General features: G+C 56.7%; 18 protein-coding genes and 1 tRNA gene. 3 read left to right on the forward strand and 16 right to left on the reverse strand.

Annotated elements, in window-relative coordinates; genetic code table 11:
• Positions 1-349 precede the first annotated feature (349 nt).
• The gene (locus tag VRY85_RS13380) at positions 350-838 is read left to right on the forward strand and encodes a hypothetical protein (protein WP_414599104.1); all 489 of its coding nucleotides are present in this window, start codon (positions 350-352) and stop codon (positions 836-838) included.
• 25 nt (positions 839-863) lie between these two features.
• Here VRY85_RS13380 and VRY85_RS13385 read toward each other — a convergent pair whose 3' ends face one another.
• The 8 genes from VRY85_RS13385 to VRY85_RS13420 all read right to left on the reverse strand — a co-directional run bounded on the left by VRY85_RS13385 (position 864) and on the right by VRY85_RS13420 (position 9,050).
• Positions 864-3,722: an adenosylcobalamin-dependent ribonucleoside-diphosphate reductase gene (locus VRY85_RS13385; RefSeq protein ID WP_414599105.1), complete on the reverse strand. Its 2,859-nt coding sequence runs from the start codon at positions 3,720-3,722 to the stop codon at positions 864-866.
• A gap of 181 nt (positions 3,723-3,903) precedes the next feature.
• Positions 3,904-4,041: a DUF2474 domain-containing protein gene (locus VRY85_RS13390; RefSeq protein WP_414599106.1), complete on the reverse strand. Its 138-nt coding sequence runs from the start codon at positions 4,039-4,041 to the stop codon at positions 3,904-3,906.
• Positions 4,042-4,053: 12 nt separating this feature from the next.
• Positions 4,054-5,061 (reverse strand): cytochrome d ubiquinol oxidase subunit II, encoded by a 1,008-nt coding sequence (gene cydB, locus VRY85_RS13395; RefSeq protein WP_414599107.1) that lies wholly within the window; start codon positions 5,059-5,061, stop codon positions 4,054-4,056.
• Positions 5,051-6,514, reverse strand: coding sequence for a cytochrome ubiquinol oxidase subunit I (locus tag VRY85_RS13400; RefSeq protein WP_414599108.1), 1,464 nt, complete (start codon positions 6,512-6,514; stop codon positions 5,051-5,053). Before VRY85_RS13400 ends, cydB begins: the two co-directional genes overlap by 11 nt.
• A 199-nt stretch (positions 6,515-6,713) precedes the next feature.
• Positions 6,714-7,307, reverse strand: a complete 594-nt coding sequence (locus VRY85_RS13405; protein ID WP_414599109.1) for a YSC84-related protein — start codon at positions 7,305-7,307, stop codon at positions 6,714-6,716.
• 64 nt (positions 7,308-7,371) lie between these two features.
• On the reverse strand, positions 7,372-7,587 hold the full coding sequence (locus tag VRY85_RS13410; protein WP_414599110.1) for a hypothetical protein: 216 nt from the start codon (positions 7,585-7,587) through the stop codon (positions 7,372-7,374).
• A gap of 665 nt (positions 7,588-8,252) precedes the next feature.
• Positions 8,253-8,414, reverse strand: a complete 162-nt coding sequence (locus tag VRY85_RS13415; RefSeq protein WP_414599111.1) for a hypothetical protein — start codon at positions 8,412-8,414, stop codon at positions 8,253-8,255.
• A gap of 219 nt (positions 8,415-8,633) precedes the next feature.
• On the reverse strand, positions 8,634-9,050 hold the full coding sequence (locus VRY85_RS13420) for a VOC family protein (RefSeq protein WP_414599112.1): 417 nt from the start codon (positions 9,048-9,050) through the stop codon (positions 8,634-8,636).
• 158 nt (positions 9,051-9,208) lie between these two features.
• Here VRY85_RS13420 and VRY85_RS13425 point away from each other — a divergent pair, with 158 nt between their 5' ends.
• Positions 9,209-9,706, forward strand: a complete 498-nt coding sequence (locus VRY85_RS13425; RefSeq protein ID WP_414599113.1) for a site-specific integrase — start codon at positions 9,209-9,211, stop codon at positions 9,704-9,706.
• A gap of 16 nt (positions 9,707-9,722) precedes the next feature.
• On the opposite strand, the gene VRY85_RS13430 is transcribed toward VRY85_RS13425, so the two are convergent.
• Both VRY85_RS13430 and purB read right to left on the reverse strand, forming a co-directional pair.
• Positions 9,723-9,798 (reverse strand) — tRNA-Lys (locus tag VRY85_RS13430).
• A gap of 84 nt (positions 9,799-9,882) precedes the next feature.
• Positions 9,883-11,259, reverse strand: a complete 1,377-nt coding sequence (purB, locus tag VRY85_RS13435; RefSeq protein ID WP_414599114.1) for an adenylosuccinate lyase — start codon at positions 11,257-11,259, stop codon at positions 9,883-9,885.
• Between the two features lie 145 nt (positions 11,260-11,404).
• Here purB and VRY85_RS13440 point away from each other — a divergent pair, with 145 nt between their 5' ends.
• On the forward strand, positions 11,405-12,022 hold the full coding sequence (locus VRY85_RS13440) for a glutathione S-transferase N-terminal domain-containing protein (RefSeq protein ID WP_414599115.1): 618 nt from the start codon (positions 11,405-11,407) through the stop codon (positions 12,020-12,022).
• Between the two features lie 158 nt (positions 12,023-12,180).
• Here VRY85_RS13440 and VRY85_RS13445 read toward each other — a convergent pair whose 3' ends face one another.
• The 6 genes from VRY85_RS13445 to aroG form a co-directional block, all read right to left on the reverse strand.
• Positions 12,181-12,999: a sulfite exporter TauE/SafE family protein gene (locus VRY85_RS13445; protein WP_414599116.1), complete on the reverse strand. Its 819-nt coding sequence runs from the start codon at positions 12,997-12,999 to the stop codon at positions 12,181-12,183.
• An 18-nt stretch (positions 13,000-13,017) separates the two neighbouring features.
• Positions 13,018-14,133: a tRNA 2-thiouridine(34) synthase MnmA gene (mnmA, locus tag VRY85_RS13450; RefSeq protein ID WP_414599117.1), complete on the reverse strand. Its 1,116-nt coding sequence runs from the start codon at positions 14,131-14,133 to the stop codon at positions 13,018-13,020.
• Positions 14,134-14,199: 66 nt separating this feature from the next.
• Complete coding sequence (gene glcF, locus VRY85_RS13455; protein ID WP_414599118.1) at positions 14,200-15,432, reverse strand: glycolate oxidase subunit GlcF; 1,233 nt, start codon at positions 15,430-15,432, stop codon at positions 14,200-14,202.
• Between the two features lie 6 nt (positions 15,433-15,438).
• Positions 15,439-16,527 (reverse strand): glycolate oxidase subunit GlcE, encoded by a 1,089-nt coding sequence (gene glcE / locus VRY85_RS13460; RefSeq protein WP_414599119.1) that lies wholly within the window; start codon positions 16,525-16,527, stop codon positions 15,439-15,441.
• A gap of 9 nt (positions 16,528-16,536) precedes the next feature.
• The gene (locus tag VRY85_RS13465; RefSeq protein WP_414599120.1) at positions 16,537-18,003 is read right to left on the reverse strand and encodes an FAD-linked oxidase C-terminal domain-containing protein; all 1,467 of its coding nucleotides are present in this window, start codon (positions 18,001-18,003) and stop codon (positions 16,537-16,539) included.
• Between the two features lie 140 nt (positions 18,004-18,143).
• Entirely contained in the window at positions 18,144-19,238 is a 1,095-nt protein-coding gene (aroG, locus tag VRY85_RS13470) for a 3-deoxy-7-phosphoheptulonate synthase AroG (protein WP_414599121.1), read from the reverse strand.
• Positions 19,239-19,555 lie beyond the last annotated feature (317 nt).

Genomic DNA, 19,555 nt, shown 5'->3' on the forward strand with positions numbered 1-19,555 from the left:
CAGATATTTGCGCAGCCCCAATCATACTTCGACAGAACTGGTCACTGCAGGAAAGAGCCTGGAAAATAGCATTTCATATACGAAACCCGGCCCAGAGCAGTGAAATATGGCCGGCACCCTCTGTTTATGGATCTGACCTTCGGGATCACTTGCACATTGATGCTAAATGAAATGTAATGAAGGACAAAATCCGTTGCACGAATCGCGGTTTCGCGCCAGTCACTGCAACGCCCTAGTTCTTGATGGAGAGAACCACGGGCACCGTCATTGAACGATCCCGGCTTGGCCTTGCCGCCTCAGGCGACGCCCGTGCTGACGATTCGTGCTTTTATGGCGCCAGATTCCTACTATGCGCATTTTACCGTTTCTCTATGGTTATAAAGCCGCTGCAGCCCTGCTGCTCGTATGCGGTTCAGCTCACGTCGCCGCAGCCGAAAACTGGCCCACAGCACCACAACTCATCGAGCTTTCTACACCCTATGGAACCCTGGCGGTCAGTGAAAGCGAATATATCTATGAAGCCCAGCTACAGCTCGACGGCAAACAGATGGAGCCGCCCATCAGCGGCAAGCTGGGCCTCCACTATTCTTTTGAAATGCCCGACAGGCAGGCCACGCTTGTGTCTATCAGCCTGGGTAACGATACCTGCCCTGTCGTGTATCGCTGGGTAATAATGCGAGCCGACAGCTACAGTGTTTCGCCGCCGTTCGGCTCGTGTTCAGAACAGATCCGGGTGAGCGCCGATACCAAAAAGCTGACATTACAAACGCCCAACCAGGAATCTCCCGAAAAAATCGACACCTATGTGTACGACGGGAAAAAACTGCGGGTCAGGTAGGCCCCTCCCCGCGTAACACTCTAATTTACCCGCAAGCCCCAATGGCACCGCAGGAAGTGCAGAACTCGCAACCATCTTTCTTGATAACGGTATGGTTGCCGCATTCCTGGCAGGGTTTGCCGACCATAGCTGGCTGAGCATGGGCAGCGCTAGCCGGTGCAGGCTCATCAGCCACCACTCCCATTGCTTTGATGGGCATCCCCTCTTCAGTCAAGATACCCAACATGGCATAGCGGTGGATGACCAGTCTGGCGATATACGCTACGGTTGACGGGTAGTTTTCTTGGCGCTCCGTGCCCGGAACCTGAGCTAGAAAATCACCACGCGGCTCGGCATAGTTGAGTAACTTGCGCAACTTCATGGCGATCCAGGCCGGGTCAATCACCCGCATGTCCAGGCTCAGCAGTTTGCATACGCCATCCAGAGCAACTGGGTGTTCGCCAGTCAGCCACATGCTGTAAGGGCGGCGGCTGCCATCAGGCATTTGCAACTCTTTGAGCATAAGCACGAAATCGTCGCCAGTGGACGGGTTGCGCACGTCAGCGACCCAGGCCAGCGTGCCATCCGTACCGGTTTTAGGTTCACGCGGGGCGAACAAGGCATGTAATACGGGGGCCGGGTCGTCTTCACGGACTTCCAGTGCGCCCAATGCATCGTAGCGCCACTCTACCAAGCGAGCCAGCGCCGCCGTGGCGCTAGGTACCCGTACCGGCTCGCCTTCGGGCGGCATCGGCATTTCAAAGCCGTCACCATACGCACGCGACAGCACCGACAGTTTCTTACGCAGCCAGCCACGATCGTTAGCGCGCATGTCGGCCGACAAGGTTTTAGCAATAGCGTCCAGGCCACGTGGCGGTTGGCCACCCAGCACCCAGACCTCAAACGGCACATTGGCTTGGTCGGCAACTACCACGGCAAACTCACCCTGCGGCGTATGAATGGTTTCGCTTACCCAGGCGGACGCGCCTGCAGGCAAGGTGGGGCGCGACGGCCAACGCAGTGAGGCGAGCGGCGGCGACTTCATGACTTCGGTCAGAACCATGCGCTTGTCCTGCTCGGAAAGCTTGATGGGCTCCGGTGTGCTGGCAGAGGTATCAGAAGCAGGCACCGATAGAACGGCACCCAGAATGTTATTGGGGCGATATGTGGTTATGCCTTTCAGGCCACGACGCCAGGCTTCCATGTAAAGATCTTTGAAATCCTCATACGGGTAGTCTTCCGGCACGTTGACGGTCTTGGAAATGGCGGCGTCCACATAAGGCGCCACCGCCGCCACCATCAACATGTGATCCATGGCGGAAATTTCCAATGCGCTCACAAAGGCTTCTGGAAGATTATCTGTATCGCCACCCATGGCGCGGTAAACACGGTAGGCATGATCCTCAACCGTATATTCTTTCTTGGAGCCATCGGGCATGCGCTTGAGACGGTTGTAGAACCAAGAGAACGCAGGCTCGATGCCATTTGAGGCATTATCGGCAAAAGCCAGAGAAATCGTGCCGGTGGGTGCAATAGAGGTCAAGTGCGAGTTACGCACGCCGTACTGGCGAATCTGCTCTTTTAGCTCCTCAGGCAAACGCGCTGCGAAACCGGAAGCCAGGTACTTTTCGGCATCGAACAGGGGGAACGCACCGCGCTCCCGGGCCAGCTCTACCGAAGCCTCGTAGGCGGCATCGCGCATTTCGCGGGCGAAACGGGCCGCGGCTTCACGACCTTGTTCAGAGTCGTAGCGCAAACCCAGCATAATCAGGGTGTCGCCCAGCCCGGTAAAGCCCAGACCCAGCCGCCGCTTCGCGTCGGCTTCCTGCTTTTGTTCTTCCAGCGGCCATTTGGTTGCCGTCAGGACGTTATCCAGCATGCGAACCGCCAGCCGTGTAGCCTTGCACATTTCTTCGTAGTCGAAGTCGGCAGCATCAGAGAAAGGCGAACGCACATAAGCGGTGAGATTCAGGCTCCCCAGGCAGCAGCAACCGTAATCGGGCAGCGGCTGCTCACCGCAAGGGTTAGTGGCCTCAATGCTTTCGCAGTAGGCTAGGTTGTTTTCCTCATTGATACGATCCAGGTAGAGCACGCCGGGCTCTGCCGCCGCGTACGTGCTCTGCATGATGAGATCCCACACTTCACGGGCGCGCACCGTACGGTATACCCACTGGCCGTCGTCGCGCAGGTAAGCCCCTTGCGACTTGAGTTCATCATTGGGCTCCGTGATATGAGTGAGTTCAAATTCGCCGTCCGCTTCCACTGCCTTCATGAAGGCGCTGGTCACACCCACCGAAACGTTAAAGTTATTCAGTTGGCCGCGTTCCTGCTTGGCTGTAATGAATTCCATTACATCGGGGTGTGTCACGTTCAACACCGCCATCTGCGCGCCCCGACGCGCTCCTGCGGATTCCACCGTTTCGCACGAGCGATCAAACACGCGCATGTAGGAAATAGGGCCAGACGCACTGCTGCCGGTACCCTTCACCAGGGCGCCGCGCGGGCGGATCTGCGAAAAGTTATAGCCCACACCCCCACCACGGCGCATGGTTTCAGCCGCCTGCGCCAGTGCGGTATAGATACCCGGCTTGCCGCCTTCAGATTCTGTGATGGAATCCCCCACCGGTTGCACAAAGCAGTTGATCAACGTGCTTTGCAAGTCGGTTCCCGCAGCACTGTTGACGCGCCCTGCCGGTACAAAGCCATGTTCCATCGCCCACAGAAACTCTTCCGCATACTTCTTGCGCTGCTTGGGTTCCTCTACCTGCGCCAACGCCGTGGCAACCCTGGCACGCACCTCGCGTATGGATGTTTCACCGTTTTTTGCGTACTTTTCAATCAGTACTTCGGTGGAAATATCTTGAGGTTCCGCCAATGCGATAGCGGTGCTTTCCAGATGTTGCATGGTATGAGTCCCCGTGAAATGTCCAATCAAGAATTATAAGGGTTTCCCCCAGGATGGCTGACGCCCCGGGGTAACTGCGCGCGTGTGCAAAACGGTACCCTTTTCAGCCAGTCTGGAAGCTTAAGACAGGACTGATGGCAGGGTTTTTTGTGGCGGCAGGTTTTTTGAACAGGCTCGCCATTCAGGGGGGGCTCATGCCGATAGACTTCATGAGTAAGCGCAAACCCCAAGCGGCCAAGCCGAGAATCGCCACGCTCGCCGCCCAGATAAGCACCAGCCAACCTGCCCGCAGCAGCCACTGCTTCAGTGTCGCACGCATAGCGCACCACTTTCAATGGTAGCCATCGCCTGCCTGCACTTTGCCCCGAAAGACGTAATACGACCAAGCGGTGTACATAAGGATGATGGGAATAATGAACAAGGCCCCCACCAAGGCAAACCCCTGACTTTGGGGCGGCCCCGCTGCTTCCCATAAATCGATATTGGGCGGAATGATATTGGGCCACAGGCTGATACCCAAACCACTATAGCCCAGAAACACCAGGCAGAGAGTCAGCACAAAAGGCCCTGCATGGGGTTGCTTATCGAGTGCGCGCAGCAAAGACCAGGCGCATGCCAACACCAGCACCGGCACTGGCGCAAACCAGTACAGATTCGGCGTACTGAACCAGCGCTCACGGATGTCTTCATGCGCAATGGGCGTCCAGATGCTGACAATGAAAATCACCCCCAACAGCACCAGAGTCAGGGGCCGCGCCAGCTGAATCATGCGACGCTGCAAGGTGGAGTCAGTTTTCATCACCAACCAAGTACAGCCCAGTAAAGCGTAAGCAACAATCAGCGCCAAGCCGGTAAAAACAGGAAAAGGCCGGAACCAGTCAAACGGCCCGCCTGCAAACTGCCGCCCCACCACCTGAATGCCTTCCAAGTACGCGCCCAAGGTCACGCCCTGAAAAAACGTGGCCACCACCGACCCACCAATGAATGCTTTATCCCAGAAATGGCGACGCTGGTCAGAAGCCTTGAAACGGAATTCAAAAGCCACCCCACGGAAAATCAACCCCAGCAGCATAAAAACCAGCGGCAGCATGAAAGCGCTGAGTATCACCGCATACGCCAGCGGGAATGCCGCCAGCAGGCCCGCCCCACCGAGCACCAGCCAGGTTTCGTTGCCATCCCAGACCGGTGCGACGGTATTCATCATCACATCCCTGTCGTGCCGGTCGGGGAAAAAAGGGTACAGAATGCCAATACCCAGATCGAAGCCATCCATGATGACATACATCAGGATGCCAAACAGGATGATGACAGCCCACAGAACGGTCAAATCAATACCCATGATTATCTCCCTGGCCGCGCCCCTGTGCACGGGGCGCGGAGTCATCGGCATCCGCTTCTGTCGCCGCAGATAAAGGGCGACTCGGCGTGCGCGGCTCACCCGGCCCACCTTCTGGCCCGTAATCTGGCGCTGCCGCCGGCCCGCGCTTGATCAGGCGCAGCATATAGACCGTGCCTGCACCAAACAGAATGAAATACACCACCACGAACAACAGCAGTGTCAGCCCCACTTCGAACGCCTGATGCGGGCTGACGGCATCGGCGGTGCGCATGACCCCATACACCACCCAAGGCTGGCGGCCGACTTCTGTGGTGTACCAGCCCGCCAATATGGCAACCAAGCCTGCCGGCCCCATATACAAGGCATAACGCCACATACCGCGCGACTCTGCCGAGTCATACAATGTGCCGCGCCAACGCTTCCAGGCGCCCCACAGCGCCAGACCAATCATCAGCAGGCCCAAGCCGACCATCACCCGGAACGACCAGAACACTAAAGGCACATACGGCCATTCATCCCGGGGGAACTCTTTCAAGCCCGGGAACTGGCCATCCCAACTATGAGTGAGAATCAGGCTGCCCAAATGAGGTATTTCCAAGGCGTAGCGATTGGTTTCGGCTTCCATGTCAGGCAGGGCGAATACAGTCAACGGGACGGCCTCACCCGGCTGGTTTTCCCAATGCCCCTCTATGGCAGCCAACTTGGCAGGCTGATGCTGCAAGGTATTCAAGCCGTGGAAATCTCCCACCAGCGCCTGCAAAGGCGCCACCGCCAACAACATCCATAACGCCATGGAAAACATCTTCCGCACCGCAGGGCTGTTATTGCCGCGCAGCAGATGCCAAGCACCGGAAGCCGCCACCAATAGTGCCGTCGCAAGAAACGCAGCCAGCACCATATGCACCAGCCGATAAGGAAATGAAGGATTGAAAATAACCGCCAGCCAATCGACTGGTACCGCCTGGCCATTTATGATTTCATGGCCCGCAGGCGTCTGCATCCAACTGTTTGAAGCGAGAATCCACGTTGCCGATAGCAAAGTACCCAAGGCCACCATAATGGTAGACATAAAGTGCAGCCCAGGCCCTACGCGGCGCATGCCAAACAACATCACCCCAAGAAAGCCGGCCTCTAGAAAGAAGGCCGTCAGTACCTCGTAAGCCAGCAACGGCCCGGTAATGCCACCCGCAAAATCAGAAAAACCGCTCCAGTTGGTGCCGAACTGGTATGCCATCACCAGCCCCGACACCACCCCCATGCCGAAATTCACGGCGAAGATTCTTAACCAGTATTGATAGAGCGTGAGGTAGACCGGGTTGCCCGTCTTGAGCCAAAAGCCTTCAAGCACTGCCAGATAGCTGGCCAAGCCAATCGTGATAGCGGGAAAGATAATATGAAAGGAAATGGTAAATGCAAACTGCAAACGTGCCAGCATCAGTGCATCCAGTTCCATATATGTCTCCTTGCTACTTTCCGCCCGCGTTTTGTATTGCTATATACATAAAAACATCAGCCTCACATATTTGCAAGGCTGATGTTCAGGCGGTTGGGAGCATGGCGCCAACCGCCCCTAGCGAGAGCGCCCGCAGTGCGGCGCAGGCTTTCCATGCCCGGCTATGTGTCCGGCCCCTAGCGGGCCGGTTCAGCGTTGCTTAAAGGTCAAGACGCTCAATCTTCGCGCCTTCCACCGATACCCCCGCCATCAAGCCCGCATTGGTTAGCGCAAATACCACCACGGGTTCTTGCATCGTGCTGGTATCTACCATACCGTTCGCTCCAACATTAGCAACGGCCACGGTTGCATCCACACCCGCCGTCCAACCTGAGCTATTACGGAACTGACTTAACGCTTCATCCGTCATGAAGAGAATCACGATGGCACGCGATTGCGCCCCCGCCTGCAAGCCGAACGAGCCTGACGACGTCGAGTAATAGCCGGCGTTCTGCCCGCCTACCCTCAATACGCCCTTGCCATGCTCCACACCGAGAATGAAGCCGCCACTGACCGCTTCAGGAAACACCAGCACGCCTTTCGCACGCTGCACATAATCCCGCGAACCCGGAACCTCTTGGTACAACCTTTCAAGTGTGGCATCTGCCCCGTCGTTGATTTGCGAACGCTGTTGCTGCGGGGTGGCCTGGCTATCGGGAAAAGTCGTTGTGCAGGCCGTAAACGCCAAAGCCGCCGCCCCTAGCACCAACGCCGCCCCTGCCCTACGGCAGAGCTCATACTGATTTTTCTGCATGGTTTGTTCTCCAAGTATGGGTGTGATCCGTACTAGCAAGCGACGTGCCACCGCCACGGATTCCCTAGCCCGCCCTGGATTGCGGAGATTTTTGCAGCTCAAAATCTTCCAATGCTTGCGCCCCGGCGCGCTTCGCTTCTTCTTCCGTCGCAAACAGCTGTGTAGAACGCTGGGTCTGCGGCATCGTACTGACGGTGGTATCAATCGCCGTGATGACCCATTGATACTGACCGCTAGGCATGCGTTCAGTGGTGAGGACGGCTTTCAAAGGTTCCGACATCGCTATCTCCTTGGTTTCAATGAGGATGTCGTACGGGTGCAAGAAGAGTGCCTGTAATGGGCAATCGTGAGCTTGGCCGCGTCGATCCGTGAGAGCTGCGCGGCTTACACACACACCGTTTTCAGGGACAAATCCCGATTGGCTGATCACCTGCGTCGAGGCACGATGTAACTAAACAAGACGGAGTGGGGGAAGTAACGATGCGAGTGGCAGTAGCGAGCATATGCAGCGCCCTACTCATCCTTGCCTTACCAGCGGTAGCCCAGCGCGCACCGTGCTCGGGAAAGAAAGGCGGCATCTCGCACTGCGAGGGTGAGGTATTCGTCTGTAATGATGGGTCTGCCAGTGGCAGCAAGCGATCATGCCCCGACTATTTGGGTGGTGGTCGCCGCACGGTAGAGCCAGCCAATCCGGCAGCATCGAGTGGAAGCTGCTCTTGTGCAAGTGGGACGTACTGCACCGGCCCCCGTGGGGGCAAGTACTGCATTACCAGTACGGGGAGTAAGCGGTATGCGAGAAAGTAGCGAACTTGGGCAGACCGCACTAGCTGATGCAGATAGTCCCCACTAACAACAAGTGAGGACTATGCTCCGAGCGCTACACACGCTCAAGGTGTGGTGACCGGACGTTTACCTTGGCCACCATAGTGACACCAGAGATTAACTCTAGCGGTGGCGCTTTCCGGGGTTTTTCTTGTGGTGGGTATGCGCGCCACGCTCCTTGCTTACTCGTTGGCCGCCACCTTGGCGGGTAAGCGTCATGCCCTTGGGAGCGACGGGAGGGGGAGTACGCTTACGATCGGCTTCAGTAAAGATTTTGGTGCCCATGAAAATATCTCTCAAAATTATGTGGAGCTTGAGATTGTCACACATTCGCTCGTTTTATTCTTGGCAGGAGAAACGGGCGGAGGATATGAGTGCTGGCAGTACCCCTGCGCTGCGGTCTGTTCGCGGCGCAGGAGCATCAGCGAAGCGGCGGCGCCCCGTCTGGCACCCAACTACAGCGCCCACCGGAGCCTGGCCCTGAAAGACGGGTGGGTCTGGACCCTACTCAGTCCAGTCGGGGTTCCACACGACCTCCCAAACGTGGCCGTCTGGATCTTGGAAGTAGCCTGCGTATCCACCCCAAAAGGTATCGCACGCAGCTTTAATGACATGCGCGCCAGCGCTTTCAGCGAGCTGCATAACTGCATCGACTTCTGACCTTGACGCCACGTTATGACCGAGCGTCATTTCCGTTGCGCACGGTGCTGTAAGCGGCAGGCCAGTGTCATGCGCAATGCTCGAACGCGGCCAAAGCGCCAAACGTAGGCCGGGCTGCAGATCAATGAAGGCTACAGCGCCGTTGTCGAACTTCTCGCCGACGATGCCATCAGTCTTAAAACCCAAGCCATCCCGGTAGAAGCGTAACGATCTTCCTAGGTCGTCGACACCTACTGTGATGACCGTAATACGTGGCTGCATAGCAGAGTCCTCAGTTATTTACTTCTGAAATATAACGCCGCTCACCCATCAACGGCCCAGACTGCGGCCTCTTGCCCCCATCGCCATACAGACAGCGCAGCCCTGATTCTAGATTCAGGGAGGACGGCTTATGGGTTGTGGGATACGTCGCAGCGGCCATGCGTGAAGATGAGCTCCTAAGCTTGCTTCCTGCGGACGTTGACCTGGAACGCGCTACAGCCTGGGTCCGCGCCGAGCACGCGAAATCAGGCTATGCCCGCTCAGTCCCGCTGAATCGTGATGCCATGGATGTTCTAGAGCGCCGCTTGAAAACTGCCGTGACGTACGTATTTGAACGACCGCCAAGCAAGACCGCTTTACCCATCAAGATCGGACAGATTGATGATCGAGATTTGAGGCGAGCTTGCGATGCCATCGGAATCAAAGATTTTCGCTTCCATGACTTTCGACACACCTGGGCAAGCTGGCACGTACAGGCCGGTACGCCGCTCATGGTGCTAAAGGAGCTTGGAGGATGGGAGACTGTGGAGATGGTGCAGAAATATGCACACCTAGCTCAAAGCCATCTGGCGCAGTACGTTTCCAATGTCACGTTTACGGCACGTTTGGAGCCAGAAGAAGAAACGCCACCGTGCGGGGTGGCGTTAACTGCTTGATTTTCAAACGATATTTTGGTGGGCCGTGAAGGATTCGAACCTTCGACCAACGGATTAAGAGTCCGCTGCTCTACCAACTGAGCTAACGGCCCGGCACCGCTTGAAAGATCGCTATTCTATACCGGCGAAAAATTCGCTGTCAACAGAATTTTCAGAAAATATTTTAGAAAATTCGCTTAGATCTTTTCTGCCAGTTCCACAGCCAGACCGACATAGCTGCGCGGCGTCATGGCCAGCAGCCTTGCCTTGGGTTCGGCGGGGAGATCCAGCCCCTGAATGAACTCGCTCAGCCCCTCTTGGGTAATGCCCTTGCCACGCGTCAATTCTTTCAGCTGTTCATAGGGTTGTGGCAGCCCGTAGCGACGCATAACGGTTTGTACGGGTTCCGCCAGTACTTCCCAGCAGGCGTCAATGTCGGCGTCGATGGCGGAGGCGTTGAGCTCCAGTTTACCCAGGCCACGCATGCAGGCGTCGTAAGCTACGACGCAGTAGCCCAGACCCACGCCCAGATTGCGCAGCACGGTGGAGTCGGTAAGGTCGCGTTGGAAGCGGGAAATCGGCAGTTTTTCGGCCAGATGTCCCAACACGGCGTTGGCCAGCCCCAGATTGCCTTCTGAGTTTTCGAAATCAATTGGGTTGACCTTGTGCGGCATGGTGGAAGAACCGACCTCGCCTTCTTTGAGACGCTGCTTGAAGTAGCCCAGAGAAATGTAGCCCCAGATATCGCGGTTCAAATCCAGCAAAATGGTGTTTGCACGGGCTACGGCGTCAAACAATTGCGCCATCCAGTCGTGCGGCTCAATCTGAATGGTGTGCTCGTTTTGCGTGAGGCCCAGGCGCTGCAGCACATTCTTGCTGAAAGCGGGCCAATCGATCTCCGGATAGGCGCTTAAGTGGGCGTTGTAGTTACCTGTTGCACCATTCATTTTCGCCAACGGTTCCACCGCGGCAATGCTATCGATGGCGCGCTCCAAGCGCGCGGCGAAGTTGGCGAATTCTTTGCCCAATGTGGTGGGGCTGGCCGGCTGGCCGTGCGTACGCGACAACAGGGGCTGCTGCGCGAACTGGCGCGCAAACATCTTCAGGGTGTCGTTCAGCTTGTTTAGCTGCGGCAGAATGGCCTGCTCACGAGCTCGACCCAACATCAGGGCATGCGACGTGTTGTTAATGTCTTCGGATGTGCAGGCGAAGTGAATGAACTCGGCTGCGCGGTCAAGCTCAGGGTGGCCGGCCACCTGTTCTTTCAGCCAATATTCAACGGCCTTTACATCGTGATTGGTGGTCTTTTCGATTTCCTTGATCCGCGCGGCATCACTTTCAGAAAAGTTTTTGACAATATCTTCCAGCTTTTGCTTCGCGGCCTCCGAGAATGCAGGTAATTCGGGAAGGCCTGCGTCAGCAAGCCCCAACAGCCAGGCAACTTCGACTTCCACACGATGCGCCATAAAAGCGGCTTCAGATAATGTGCTGCGCAGCACATCTACTCTACCGGCGTAACGGCCATCAAGGGGAGAAAGCGCATTTAAAGAGGTCAGTTGAGGGGAAACTTGCATGAGAAAAGATCAATAAATTGAAAAACCCGATACGGGCCGAAACAGCCGAATTCTACCATCGCCCCCTTTAGATCGTTGTTTTAACGCATCATTCACAAGGGGCGCCCTGCTATACTCTGGCCGCCCCCAACCCTACAACGTTGCCATGAAACTTATTGGTTCGTTAACCAGCCCTTACGTTCGAAAAACTCGTGTTGTACTAGCGGAAAAAAAACTGGAATACGAGTTTGTTCTTGAGGATGTCTGGGCTCAAGACTCGACTATCCAGCAGTACAACCCGCTAGGTAAAATTCCATGCCTGATCATGGACGATGGGGGCGCACTGTTCGATTCCCGAGTGATCGTGGAATACCTTGACACCCTGTCTCCCGTTGGCCGCTTGCTGCCACAGCAAGGTCGCGAACGTGCTGCTATCAAGTGCTGGGAAGCGATTGCCGATGGCGTGCTCGACGCTGCAATTGCCATTTTCATTGAAAACAACCGCCGCGAACCGCAGTTCCGCAGCCAGGCATGGATAGACCGCCAGCAAGGCAAAATAGATGCTGCGCTCGACCACATGAATCGCTCTCTGGAAGATCAGCCCGCATTCTGTACCGGTGTGAATTTCAGCTTGGCCGATGTCGCCGTGGGTTGTGCACTAGGTTATCTGGACCTGCGTTTTGAAGAACTGGCTTGGCGCCAGCGCTACCCCAACCTGCAAAGGCTGGAAGAAAAGCTGCGCACCCGGGTGTCCTTTACTAGTACTGCGCCCTCCCGCCGCTAAACAAGCGGGTAATGCAGTTCACCCAGGCTATATAGCTCCGGCTTACACCCCGGAGCTATTCTTTTTTGAAGACGCCGATAAGTGCTGATGAAAACGCCGTTTACCACCGGCACTGCTCGTCGGCTGAAATGCTTTAAGACATTCCAGCCGGCAAGCTCTTACGCGCCAAACGCATTCACCGCCCTGAACAGCATATAAAGCGCCAAGGCGAATAGAAGGAATGCAAACACACGCTTCAGTGTGGCCACGGGCAGACTGTGTGCACACTTAGCGCCTACAGGCGCCATCAGCATACTGACCACCACTATGCCCAGCAGGGTGGGCACGTGAATATAGCCAAACATGCCGGGCACGCCGGTGTCGATGGACTGCCCCGACACCACATACCCCACGCTATTGGCTAGAGCGATGAAAAAGCCCAGAGCAGCGGAACTGGCTACAGCGTTATGAATCGGCACATTACCGCGCACCATAAAGGGTACGGAAAGGAAGCCGCCGCCCGCACCGACGAGCCCGGACACAAAACCGATCACTACCCCCATGGCCGACGTGCCCACCTTACCAGGCATGCTGCGTTCGGCAGCAGGCGGCTTCCCCCACATCATGCGGGCGCCCGAATAGGCCACAAAACCGGAAAACACCAAGGCCAGCCATGCAGGGTCGATGAAGGAAAACACAGCGCCGCCTGACAGCAGCCCACCCACGATAATACCCGGCACCAGCATCGCCACGATATCCCAGCGGATGGCGCCTTTGCGGTGATGCGCCCGCATGCTGGAAATAGACGTGAACAATATGGTGCTCATGGAGGTGGCGATGGCGGTATGCACCATGAGATCTTGGGGCAAGCCTACCAAGGGAAACAGCATAATCATGAAAGGCACGAGAATCATGCCGCCGCCAATTCCAAGCAAGCCTGCGGCAAAGCCGCCGAATGCGCCCAGCAGCATCAGGCTGCCCAGATAGAAAAAACTCATGCTTGTCGTGTTCCGTAACTAAACGATGATGCCGCCGCCCAGGCAAATGTCGCCATCGTAAAGCACGGCGGATTGCCCGGGTGTGACAGCCCATTGGGGGTCGTTGAAAATCAGACTGAAAGAATTGTCTTCTGCTTGCCCCAACGTGCAAGAGGCATCTGCCTGCCGGTAACGGGTTTTGGCGGCGTATTCGCCCTGATGTGGGGGGTAACCGGCTATCCAGCTGGCATCCGTCGCGGTGAGCTCTTTAGAAAGCAGCCAGGGGTGGTCGTGGCCCTGCACGACGTACAGGGTATTGCTTGCCATATCCTTGCGTGCGGCATACCAGGCATCCGCTGTGCCGTCGGCGCGCTGCTGGCCTTTTACGCCGCCGATACCCAGCCCCTTGCGCTGACCAAGGGTGTGGAAAGCCAGCCCCTGGTGTTGGCCCAGCACCTGCCCTTCGGGCGTTTTGATAGGGCCGGGCTTAGTCGGCAGATAGCGATTGAGGAATTCGCGGAATGGGCGCTCACCAATAAAGCAAATGCCAGTGGAATCTTTCTTGGTGGCATTGGGTAAGCCAAGCTCTGCTGCAATGCGTCGCACTTCCGTTTTAGGCAGCTCCCCCAAGGGAAAACGTGTGCGCGATAACTGGGCCTGGTTCAGGCGGTGCAGAAAATAGCTTTGATCCTTGCTGGAATCCACCCCTTTTAGCAACTGGAATTCACGCTGACCATTGTGTTCGACTTCGCGCACGCGGGCGTAGTGACCGGTAGCGATAAGATCCGCTCCAAGGGTCATGGCATGATCGAGAAACGCCTTGAACTTGATTTCGGCGTTGCAGAGAACATCTGGGTTAGGGGTACGGCCGGCGGAATACTCGCGCAGGAATTCCGCAAAGACGCGGTCTTTGTAGTCTGCCGCGAAGTTGACGGCCTCAATATCTACACCGATGACGTCGGCCACGCTGGCCGCGTCGAGCCAGTCTTGGCGGGAAGAGCAATATTCGCTGTCATCGTCGTCCTCCCAGTTCTTCATGAACAGGCCAAGGACGTCATAACCTTGCTGTTTGAGCAGCCAGGCCGTTACGGAAGAGTCGACACCGCCGGACATGCCAACAACGATGCGCCCTTTTTTCTGAGAGAGTTCGGACATCCCAACATTGTAGCCGGGTAATTCTGTTCAAAACTCTCTGTGTTGAGCTGGATTCGCGTACAACAATCAGATGCCTGCCAGGGCTTCATCAACGACTTCTACCCAGTGACGCACAGATACGCTGGCGCCGCTTTGCAGATGGGTAATACAGCCCATGTTGGAAGAGACGATGATGTCGGGTTGGGTGGCTTCAATATGACTCAGCTTGCGGTCACGCAGGCTTTGGGAGAGTTCCTTCTGGGTAATAGAGTACGTGCCCGCCGAACCGCAACACAAGTGAGATTCGGCGAAAGGCTGTAGCTGGAAACCCAGGTCAGCCAGTACTTTTTCGGTGATGCCGCGTAGTTTCTGCCAGTGCTGCAAGGTGCAAGGGGGGTGGAAGGCATGACGGCCGGTTATGCCTCCTATGCGTTTTCCGAGTTCCGCCGCGTGCGGTTCCAGCAATTCTGCAACATCGCGTACGGCGTCAGAGAGTTCTTGCGCTTTGGTGGCATAACGAGGGTCGTTGCGCAAATGATGCGCGTACTCACGCAGCATGGCGCCGCAGCCCGACGCATTGGCCACAATGCATTCGGCTTGGCCGGTATCCAGGAGCGGCCACCAGACATCGATATTGGTGCGCATTTGGTCAAGCGCTTTTTCCTGGGCATCCAGGTGCAGGTTGATGGCACCGCAGCACACACTGCCGGGCACGCTTCTTACGCCAATGCCTACGGCATCCAACACGCGGACCGTGGCTTCGTCGATGGACGGCATCATGGCGGGCTGTACGCAGCCTTGCAACATTATGGCTTGGCGCACGTGGCGGGTAAGGTTTTCCGGCAATGGGCGCGAAGGCTGCACCGGCACCACTTTACTGCGCAAGGTGGCGGGTAATATGGGACGCATGACACGGCCCAACGCCATGGCCGGCCCGAATAGCGGCGAATTCAAACCGTAGCGCAAGGCAATTCGCAAAAGACGGTCACGCAAAGGGCGTTCCACTTTCTTGGCCACCACCGCACGGCCAATATCTACCAGCTTGCCGTATTCCACTCCTGATGGACAGGTGGTTTCACAATTACGGCAGGTCAGGCAGCGATCCAGATGCATTTGAGTGGATGCACTGACATCTTCACCTTCCAACATCTGCTTGATGAGGTAGATGCGGCCACGCGGGCTGTCGAGCTCATCGCCCAGTTCTTGATAAGTCGGGCATGTCGCCTGGCAGAAACCACAATGCACACAACGCCGCAGGATTTCTTCTGCCTGCTCGCCTTCCGGCGTATCACGTATCCATGATGCAAGATTTGTTTGCATGATTGCTCAGAACTCGCGAAAAAGCCTGCCGGGGTTGAACACGCCAGTAGGGTCAAACTCTTGTTTGAGGCGCTCGCTGATAGCCCGCACGCCTGCCGAGACGGGATGAAACACAGGCACGGGCGCTTCGCCCTCGTAGCGATACAAGGTGGCATGCCCCCCATGCCGCGCGGCTGCCTTGCGAATGAAATCGGGCTCAACCCCCTCGCCCTGCAGCCAGCGCAGGCCGCCATTCCATTCAACCATTGTGGTGCCAAGGCCCATCGCCGGTGCGGTGGGAAGCAAGGCCAACCGCCACAAGGGGCGCGCCTGGAAAAATGGGTGTGTTTGATCGCGCAGGCTATCCCACCAGGCTGTGGCCTGGTCGTCACTCATGCGCTCACCGCCGATGACACGCGCCGCACTGACCAGCGCCGGCGAACTGCCTGACAACCGCAGGCGAAGAATCCCTTGCCCATTCTCTTCCAGCCACGATGTAGCGGAAATCGGCAAAGGCTTGCTGCGCCAGGTGTTGAAGCTGGCCAGAGCCTCAGATTTGCTCAACTGAAGTTCTCTGGTTTCTTCGGCCAGTGGCATAGGCGCTACTTTAAGCGACACTTCCAACATAGCGCCAAAAATTCCCATAGACCCAGCCAGCAAACGTGAAACATCGTAGCCTGCGACGTTCTTCATGACTTCACCGCCAAAACGCAGCACATTACCGTTAGCGGCGAGCAAGGTGGTACCGAGAACGAAGTCGCGCAAGCTGCCCGCCATCATGCGCCGTGGGCCGGACAGCCCTGTCGCTACACAACCTCCGAGCGTGGCGGCCGGGCCGAAGCGCGGCGGCTCGAAAGCCAGCATCTGGCCGCTGGCAGCCAGCAGCTCTTCGATTTCAACCAAAGGCGTGCCCGCTCGTGCCGTGATGACAAGCTCAGAAGGCTGATAATTGATGACGCCCTGAAAGGCAGAGACATCCAGCACTCCCCCATTGACGGGCGCAGCGTGCGCTTCGCCATAGAATTGCTTGGTGCCCCCGCCCTGAATAATGAGTGGTTTCAGGCTTGCCCGGGCCGTCATGACCTGGTCGATCATTTCGGAAAGAACGAACTCCATCTGCCTTCCTTAGAAACGGGGGATATCCGGAAACCGCAACTGGCCCGCATGAACGTGCATGCGACCATATTCGGCGCAACGCGCCAGCGTGGGAATCACTTTTTCGGGGTTCAGCAGGCCGTGAGGATCGAACCCTTTTTTAAGTGCCAGGAAAAAATCGAGTTCCTGGCGCGAAAACTGCACGCACATCTGGTTGATTTTCTCTATGCCCACGCCGTGCTCGCCCGTAACGGTGCCTCCCACCTCGACGCAAAGCTCAAGAATGGCCGCTCCGAATTTTTCGGCGCGTTCGACTTCGTCGGGAATATTGGCATCGAAGAGAATGAGCGGGTGCAAATTACCATCGCCCGCGTGGAAGACGTTGGCACAGCGCAAGCCGTATTCTTCTTCCATATCGGCAATGGCGTTAAGCACCTGCGCCAGATGGCGACGTGGGATCGTGCCGTCCATGCAGTAGTAATCGGGCGATACGCGCCCTGCTGCTGGAAAGGCGTTCTTGCGGCCTGCCCAGAAGCGCAGACGTTCTTCCTCGGATGTTGATACCTGCAGGCGGCTGGCCCCGGCAGCCGAAAACACTGCATTCATGCGCTGGATTTCATCTTCGACTTCTTCAAGCGTGCCATCAGATTCGCACAGCAAAATAGCTTCGGCGTCGAGATCGTAGCCCGCGTTCACGAAAGGCTCGACCATATGCGTGGCACGTTTGTCCATCATTTCCAGCCCCGCAGGCACAATCCCGGTTGCAATCACGTTGGCAACCGCTTCGCCGGCTGCTTCCACGCTAGGAAAGCTCGCCATGATGACGCGGGCACAGGCAGGAACGGGAATCAGCTTTACCGTGGCCTGAGTCACAATACCCAGCATACCTTCGGAACCGATAAACGCGGCGAGAAGATCGAGCCCGGGGCTGTCGGGTGCTTCGGAACCGAACTCGACGATTTCGCCATCCATGGTCACCACTCGTGCACGCAGCACATTATGAATGGTGAGCCCGTATTTCAGGCAATGCACCCCGCCGGAGTTTTCAGCAATATTGCCGCCGATTGAACAGGCGATCTGGCTGGATGGGTCGGGAGCGTAATACAAGCCCACCGCCGCTGCAGCTTCCGAAATAGCCAGATTGCGTACGCCGGGCTCCACAATCGCAGTGGCCGATTCCGGGTTGATTTCCAGAATGCGGTTCAGCTTTGACACCCCCAGTAGCACGCCGCGCGGATGCGGGGTTGCGCCGCCGGATAACCCCGTGCCTGCACCACGCGGAACAATGGGCACATCGAAGGCCTTGCAAGCCTGCACAACCTCGATCACCTGGGATTCGTCTTCAGGAAGAATCACCACCGGCGGCAGTTCGCGGTAAAGCGACAAGCCATCGCATTCGTAAGGTCGGGTATCTTCTGCTCGTGTCAGAATGCAATGGGCCGGGATCTTGCCTTCCAGCCGCTTGAGCAGGCCGTCAAGATCGGGTGGGGTTACCATGGCAGCCCTACCCTTTTCCCAAGGTATGAAATAGAAACGGCACTCACGCTTGTTGTCCTTATGATTTCAGCGCGCGCACCCATCGGCACGCCCACCCTGGCGCATAAGTGCGCGCAGGGGATGAGCCAATATTACCTGTTTCAGGCGGCGCTGCCGATCAGGGGATTTGCTGATTGCGGCGCTTTGGCGCGGCGCGCCTTCACTGCCTGGGCGAGCCGTTCAAGCACTGCCACGGAAGCATCCCAATCGATGCAGCCGTCGGTGATGCTCTGGCCGTAGGTGAGTTCCTGCCCGGCGACAAGATCTTGGCGGCCTGCCACCAAATTACTTTCAATCATCACGCCGAAAACACGGTCTTCGCCATTTTCCAGTTGCTGAGCGACGTCTTCCATCACCTGCGGCTGTTTGCGGTAATCCTTGGAGCTGTTGGCATGGCTGGCGTCAATCATCAAACGCGGCAGCACGCCTGCTTTGGCAATCTCCTGTGCAGCAGCATCCACACTTTCCGCATCGTAATTGGGGGCTTTTCCACCACGTAGAATCACATGACAATCTTCATTGCCGACCGTGGACACAATGGCTGAGTGCCCGCCCTTGGTGACAGACAGGAAATGGTGGGGCTGCGAAGCGGCCATCATGGCGTCGACGGCAATTTTGACATCACCACCGGTGCCGTTCTTGAACCCGACGGGGCAGGATAAACCGGAGGCCAATTCGCGGTGCACCTGACTTTCGGTAGTGCGTGCACCAATAGCGCCCCAAGAAACCAAATCGGCAATGTATTGCGGTGTGATCATATCGAGGAACTCACAACCGGCAGGCAGGCCCAACTCGTTGACTTGAATGAGCAATTCGCGTGCAGTGCGCAGGCCTTTGTTGATGTTGAAGCTGCCGTCCAGAGCGGGGTCGTTGATCAGCCCTTTCCAGCCCACTGTGGTGCGAGGCTTCTCGAAATACACCCGCATGATGATTTCCAGCTCGCCTTTGTGCAGTTCGCGCTGTTCAGCCAGGCGCCGGGCGTAATCGAGGGCGGCTTCCGTGTTATGGATGGAGCACGGCCCAATTACTACCACCATGCGATCATCGCTACCCTTCAGGATGTTGTGCACTGCCCGACGCGCCCCGTAAACCACAGAGGAAATGTCCGGCGTGCAGGGAAACTCGCGCATGATATGCGCTGGGGGGGACAGTTCCTTGATTTCACGGATTCGTAAGTCATCAGTATTGTGCGACACGGTAAAGCTCCTTTTGGTTAACCACACGCCTAGTTTCAAGCCCGCCCTTCGTTGCAGGGTAAAGCAAGGCCAATTTTAAAATACGGCACTGCGGGTGCCCCCGTATTTATTGGGGCGAATACAAAAAAAGCCGCCTAGCTTTACGCTGGCGGCTTTTTGGGAATTCGGTATGTATTTAGTGCGTACGAGAGTTCCCTTCCTCCACCAGCGGCTTAGGAAAAGCATAAAAGTAAAAGAAGAAAAACTGGAATACGGTACGCATAGGTAACCATACTAGCACGCAATATTCTCAATGCCAAGGGTCTGGGCCAAGCACT

The organism is Achromobacter sp. F4_2707, assembly GCF_047501535.1.
In the GTDB taxonomy this organism is placed as follows: Bacteria; Pseudomonadota; Gammaproteobacteria; order Burkholderiales; family Burkholderiaceae_B; genus Yanghanlia.

Excerpts from the sequence above, each read along its gene's own strand:
- VRY85_RS13415 (WP_414599111.1), bottom strand. The coding sequence starts at position 8,414 with ATGGGCACCAAAATCTTTACTGAAGCCGATCGTAAGCGTACTCCCCCT.
- VRY85_RS13465 (WP_414599120.1), bottom strand. The coding sequence starts at position 18,003 with ATGGTAACCCCACCCGATCTTGACGGCCTGCTCAAGCGGCTGGAAGGC.
- VRY85_RS13405 (WP_414599109.1), bottom strand. The coding sequence starts at position 7,307 with ATGCAGAAAAATCAGTATGAGCTCTGCCGTAGGGCAGGGGCGGCGTTG.
- VRY85_RS13420 (WP_414599112.1), bottom strand. The coding sequence starts at position 9,050 with ATGCAGCCACGTATTACGGTCATCACAGTAGGTGTCGACGACCTAGGA.
- glcF (WP_414599118.1), bottom strand. The coding sequence starts at position 15,432 with ATGCAAACAAATCTTGCATCATGGATACGTGATACGCCGGAAGGCGAG.
- glcE (WP_414599119.1), bottom strand. The coding sequence starts at position 16,527 with ATGGAGTTCGTTCTTTCCGAAATGATCGACCAGGTCATGACGGCCCGG.
- VRY85_RS13425 (WP_414599113.1), top strand. The coding sequence starts at position 9,209 with ATGCGTGAAGATGAGCTCCTAAGCTTGCTTCCTGCGGACGTTGACCTG.
- VRY85_RS13390 (WP_414599106.1), bottom strand. The coding sequence starts at position 4,041 with ATGCGTGCGACACTGAAGCAGTGGCTGCTGCGGGCAGGTTGGCTGGTG.
- VRY85_RS13410 (WP_414599110.1), bottom strand. The coding sequence starts at position 7,587 with ATGTCGGAACCTTTGAAAGCCGTCCTCACCACTGAACGCATGCCTAGC.
- VRY85_RS13400 (WP_414599108.1), bottom strand. The coding sequence starts at position 6,514 with ATGGAACTGGATGCACTGATGCTGGCACGTTTGCAGTTTGCATTTACC.
- VRY85_RS13385 (WP_414599105.1), bottom strand. The coding sequence starts at position 3,722 with ATGCAACATCTGGAAAGCACCGCTATCGCATTGGCGGAACCTCAAGAT.
- VRY85_RS13380 (WP_414599104.1), top strand. The coding sequence starts at position 350 with ATGCGCATTTTACCGTTTCTCTATGGTTATAAAGCCGCTGCAGCCCTG.
- VRY85_RS13445 (WP_414599116.1), bottom strand. The coding sequence starts at position 12,999 with ATGAGTTTTTTCTATCTGGGCAGCCTGATGCTGCTGGGCGCATTCGGC.
- cydB (WP_414599107.1), bottom strand. The coding sequence starts at position 5,061 with ATGGGTATTGATTTGACCGTTCTGTGGGCTGTCATCATCCTGTTTGGC.
- VRY85_RS13440 (WP_414599115.1), top strand. The coding sequence starts at position 11,405 with ATGAAACTTATTGGTTCGTTAACCAGCCCTTACGTTCGAAAAACTCGT.
- mnmA (WP_414599117.1), bottom strand. The coding sequence starts at position 14,133 with ATGTCCGAACTCTCTCAGAAAAAAGGGCGCATCGTTGTTGGCATGTCC.
- purB (WP_414599114.1), bottom strand. The coding sequence starts at position 11,259 with ATGCAAGTTTCCCCTCAACTGACCTCTTTAAATGCGCTTTCTCCCCTT.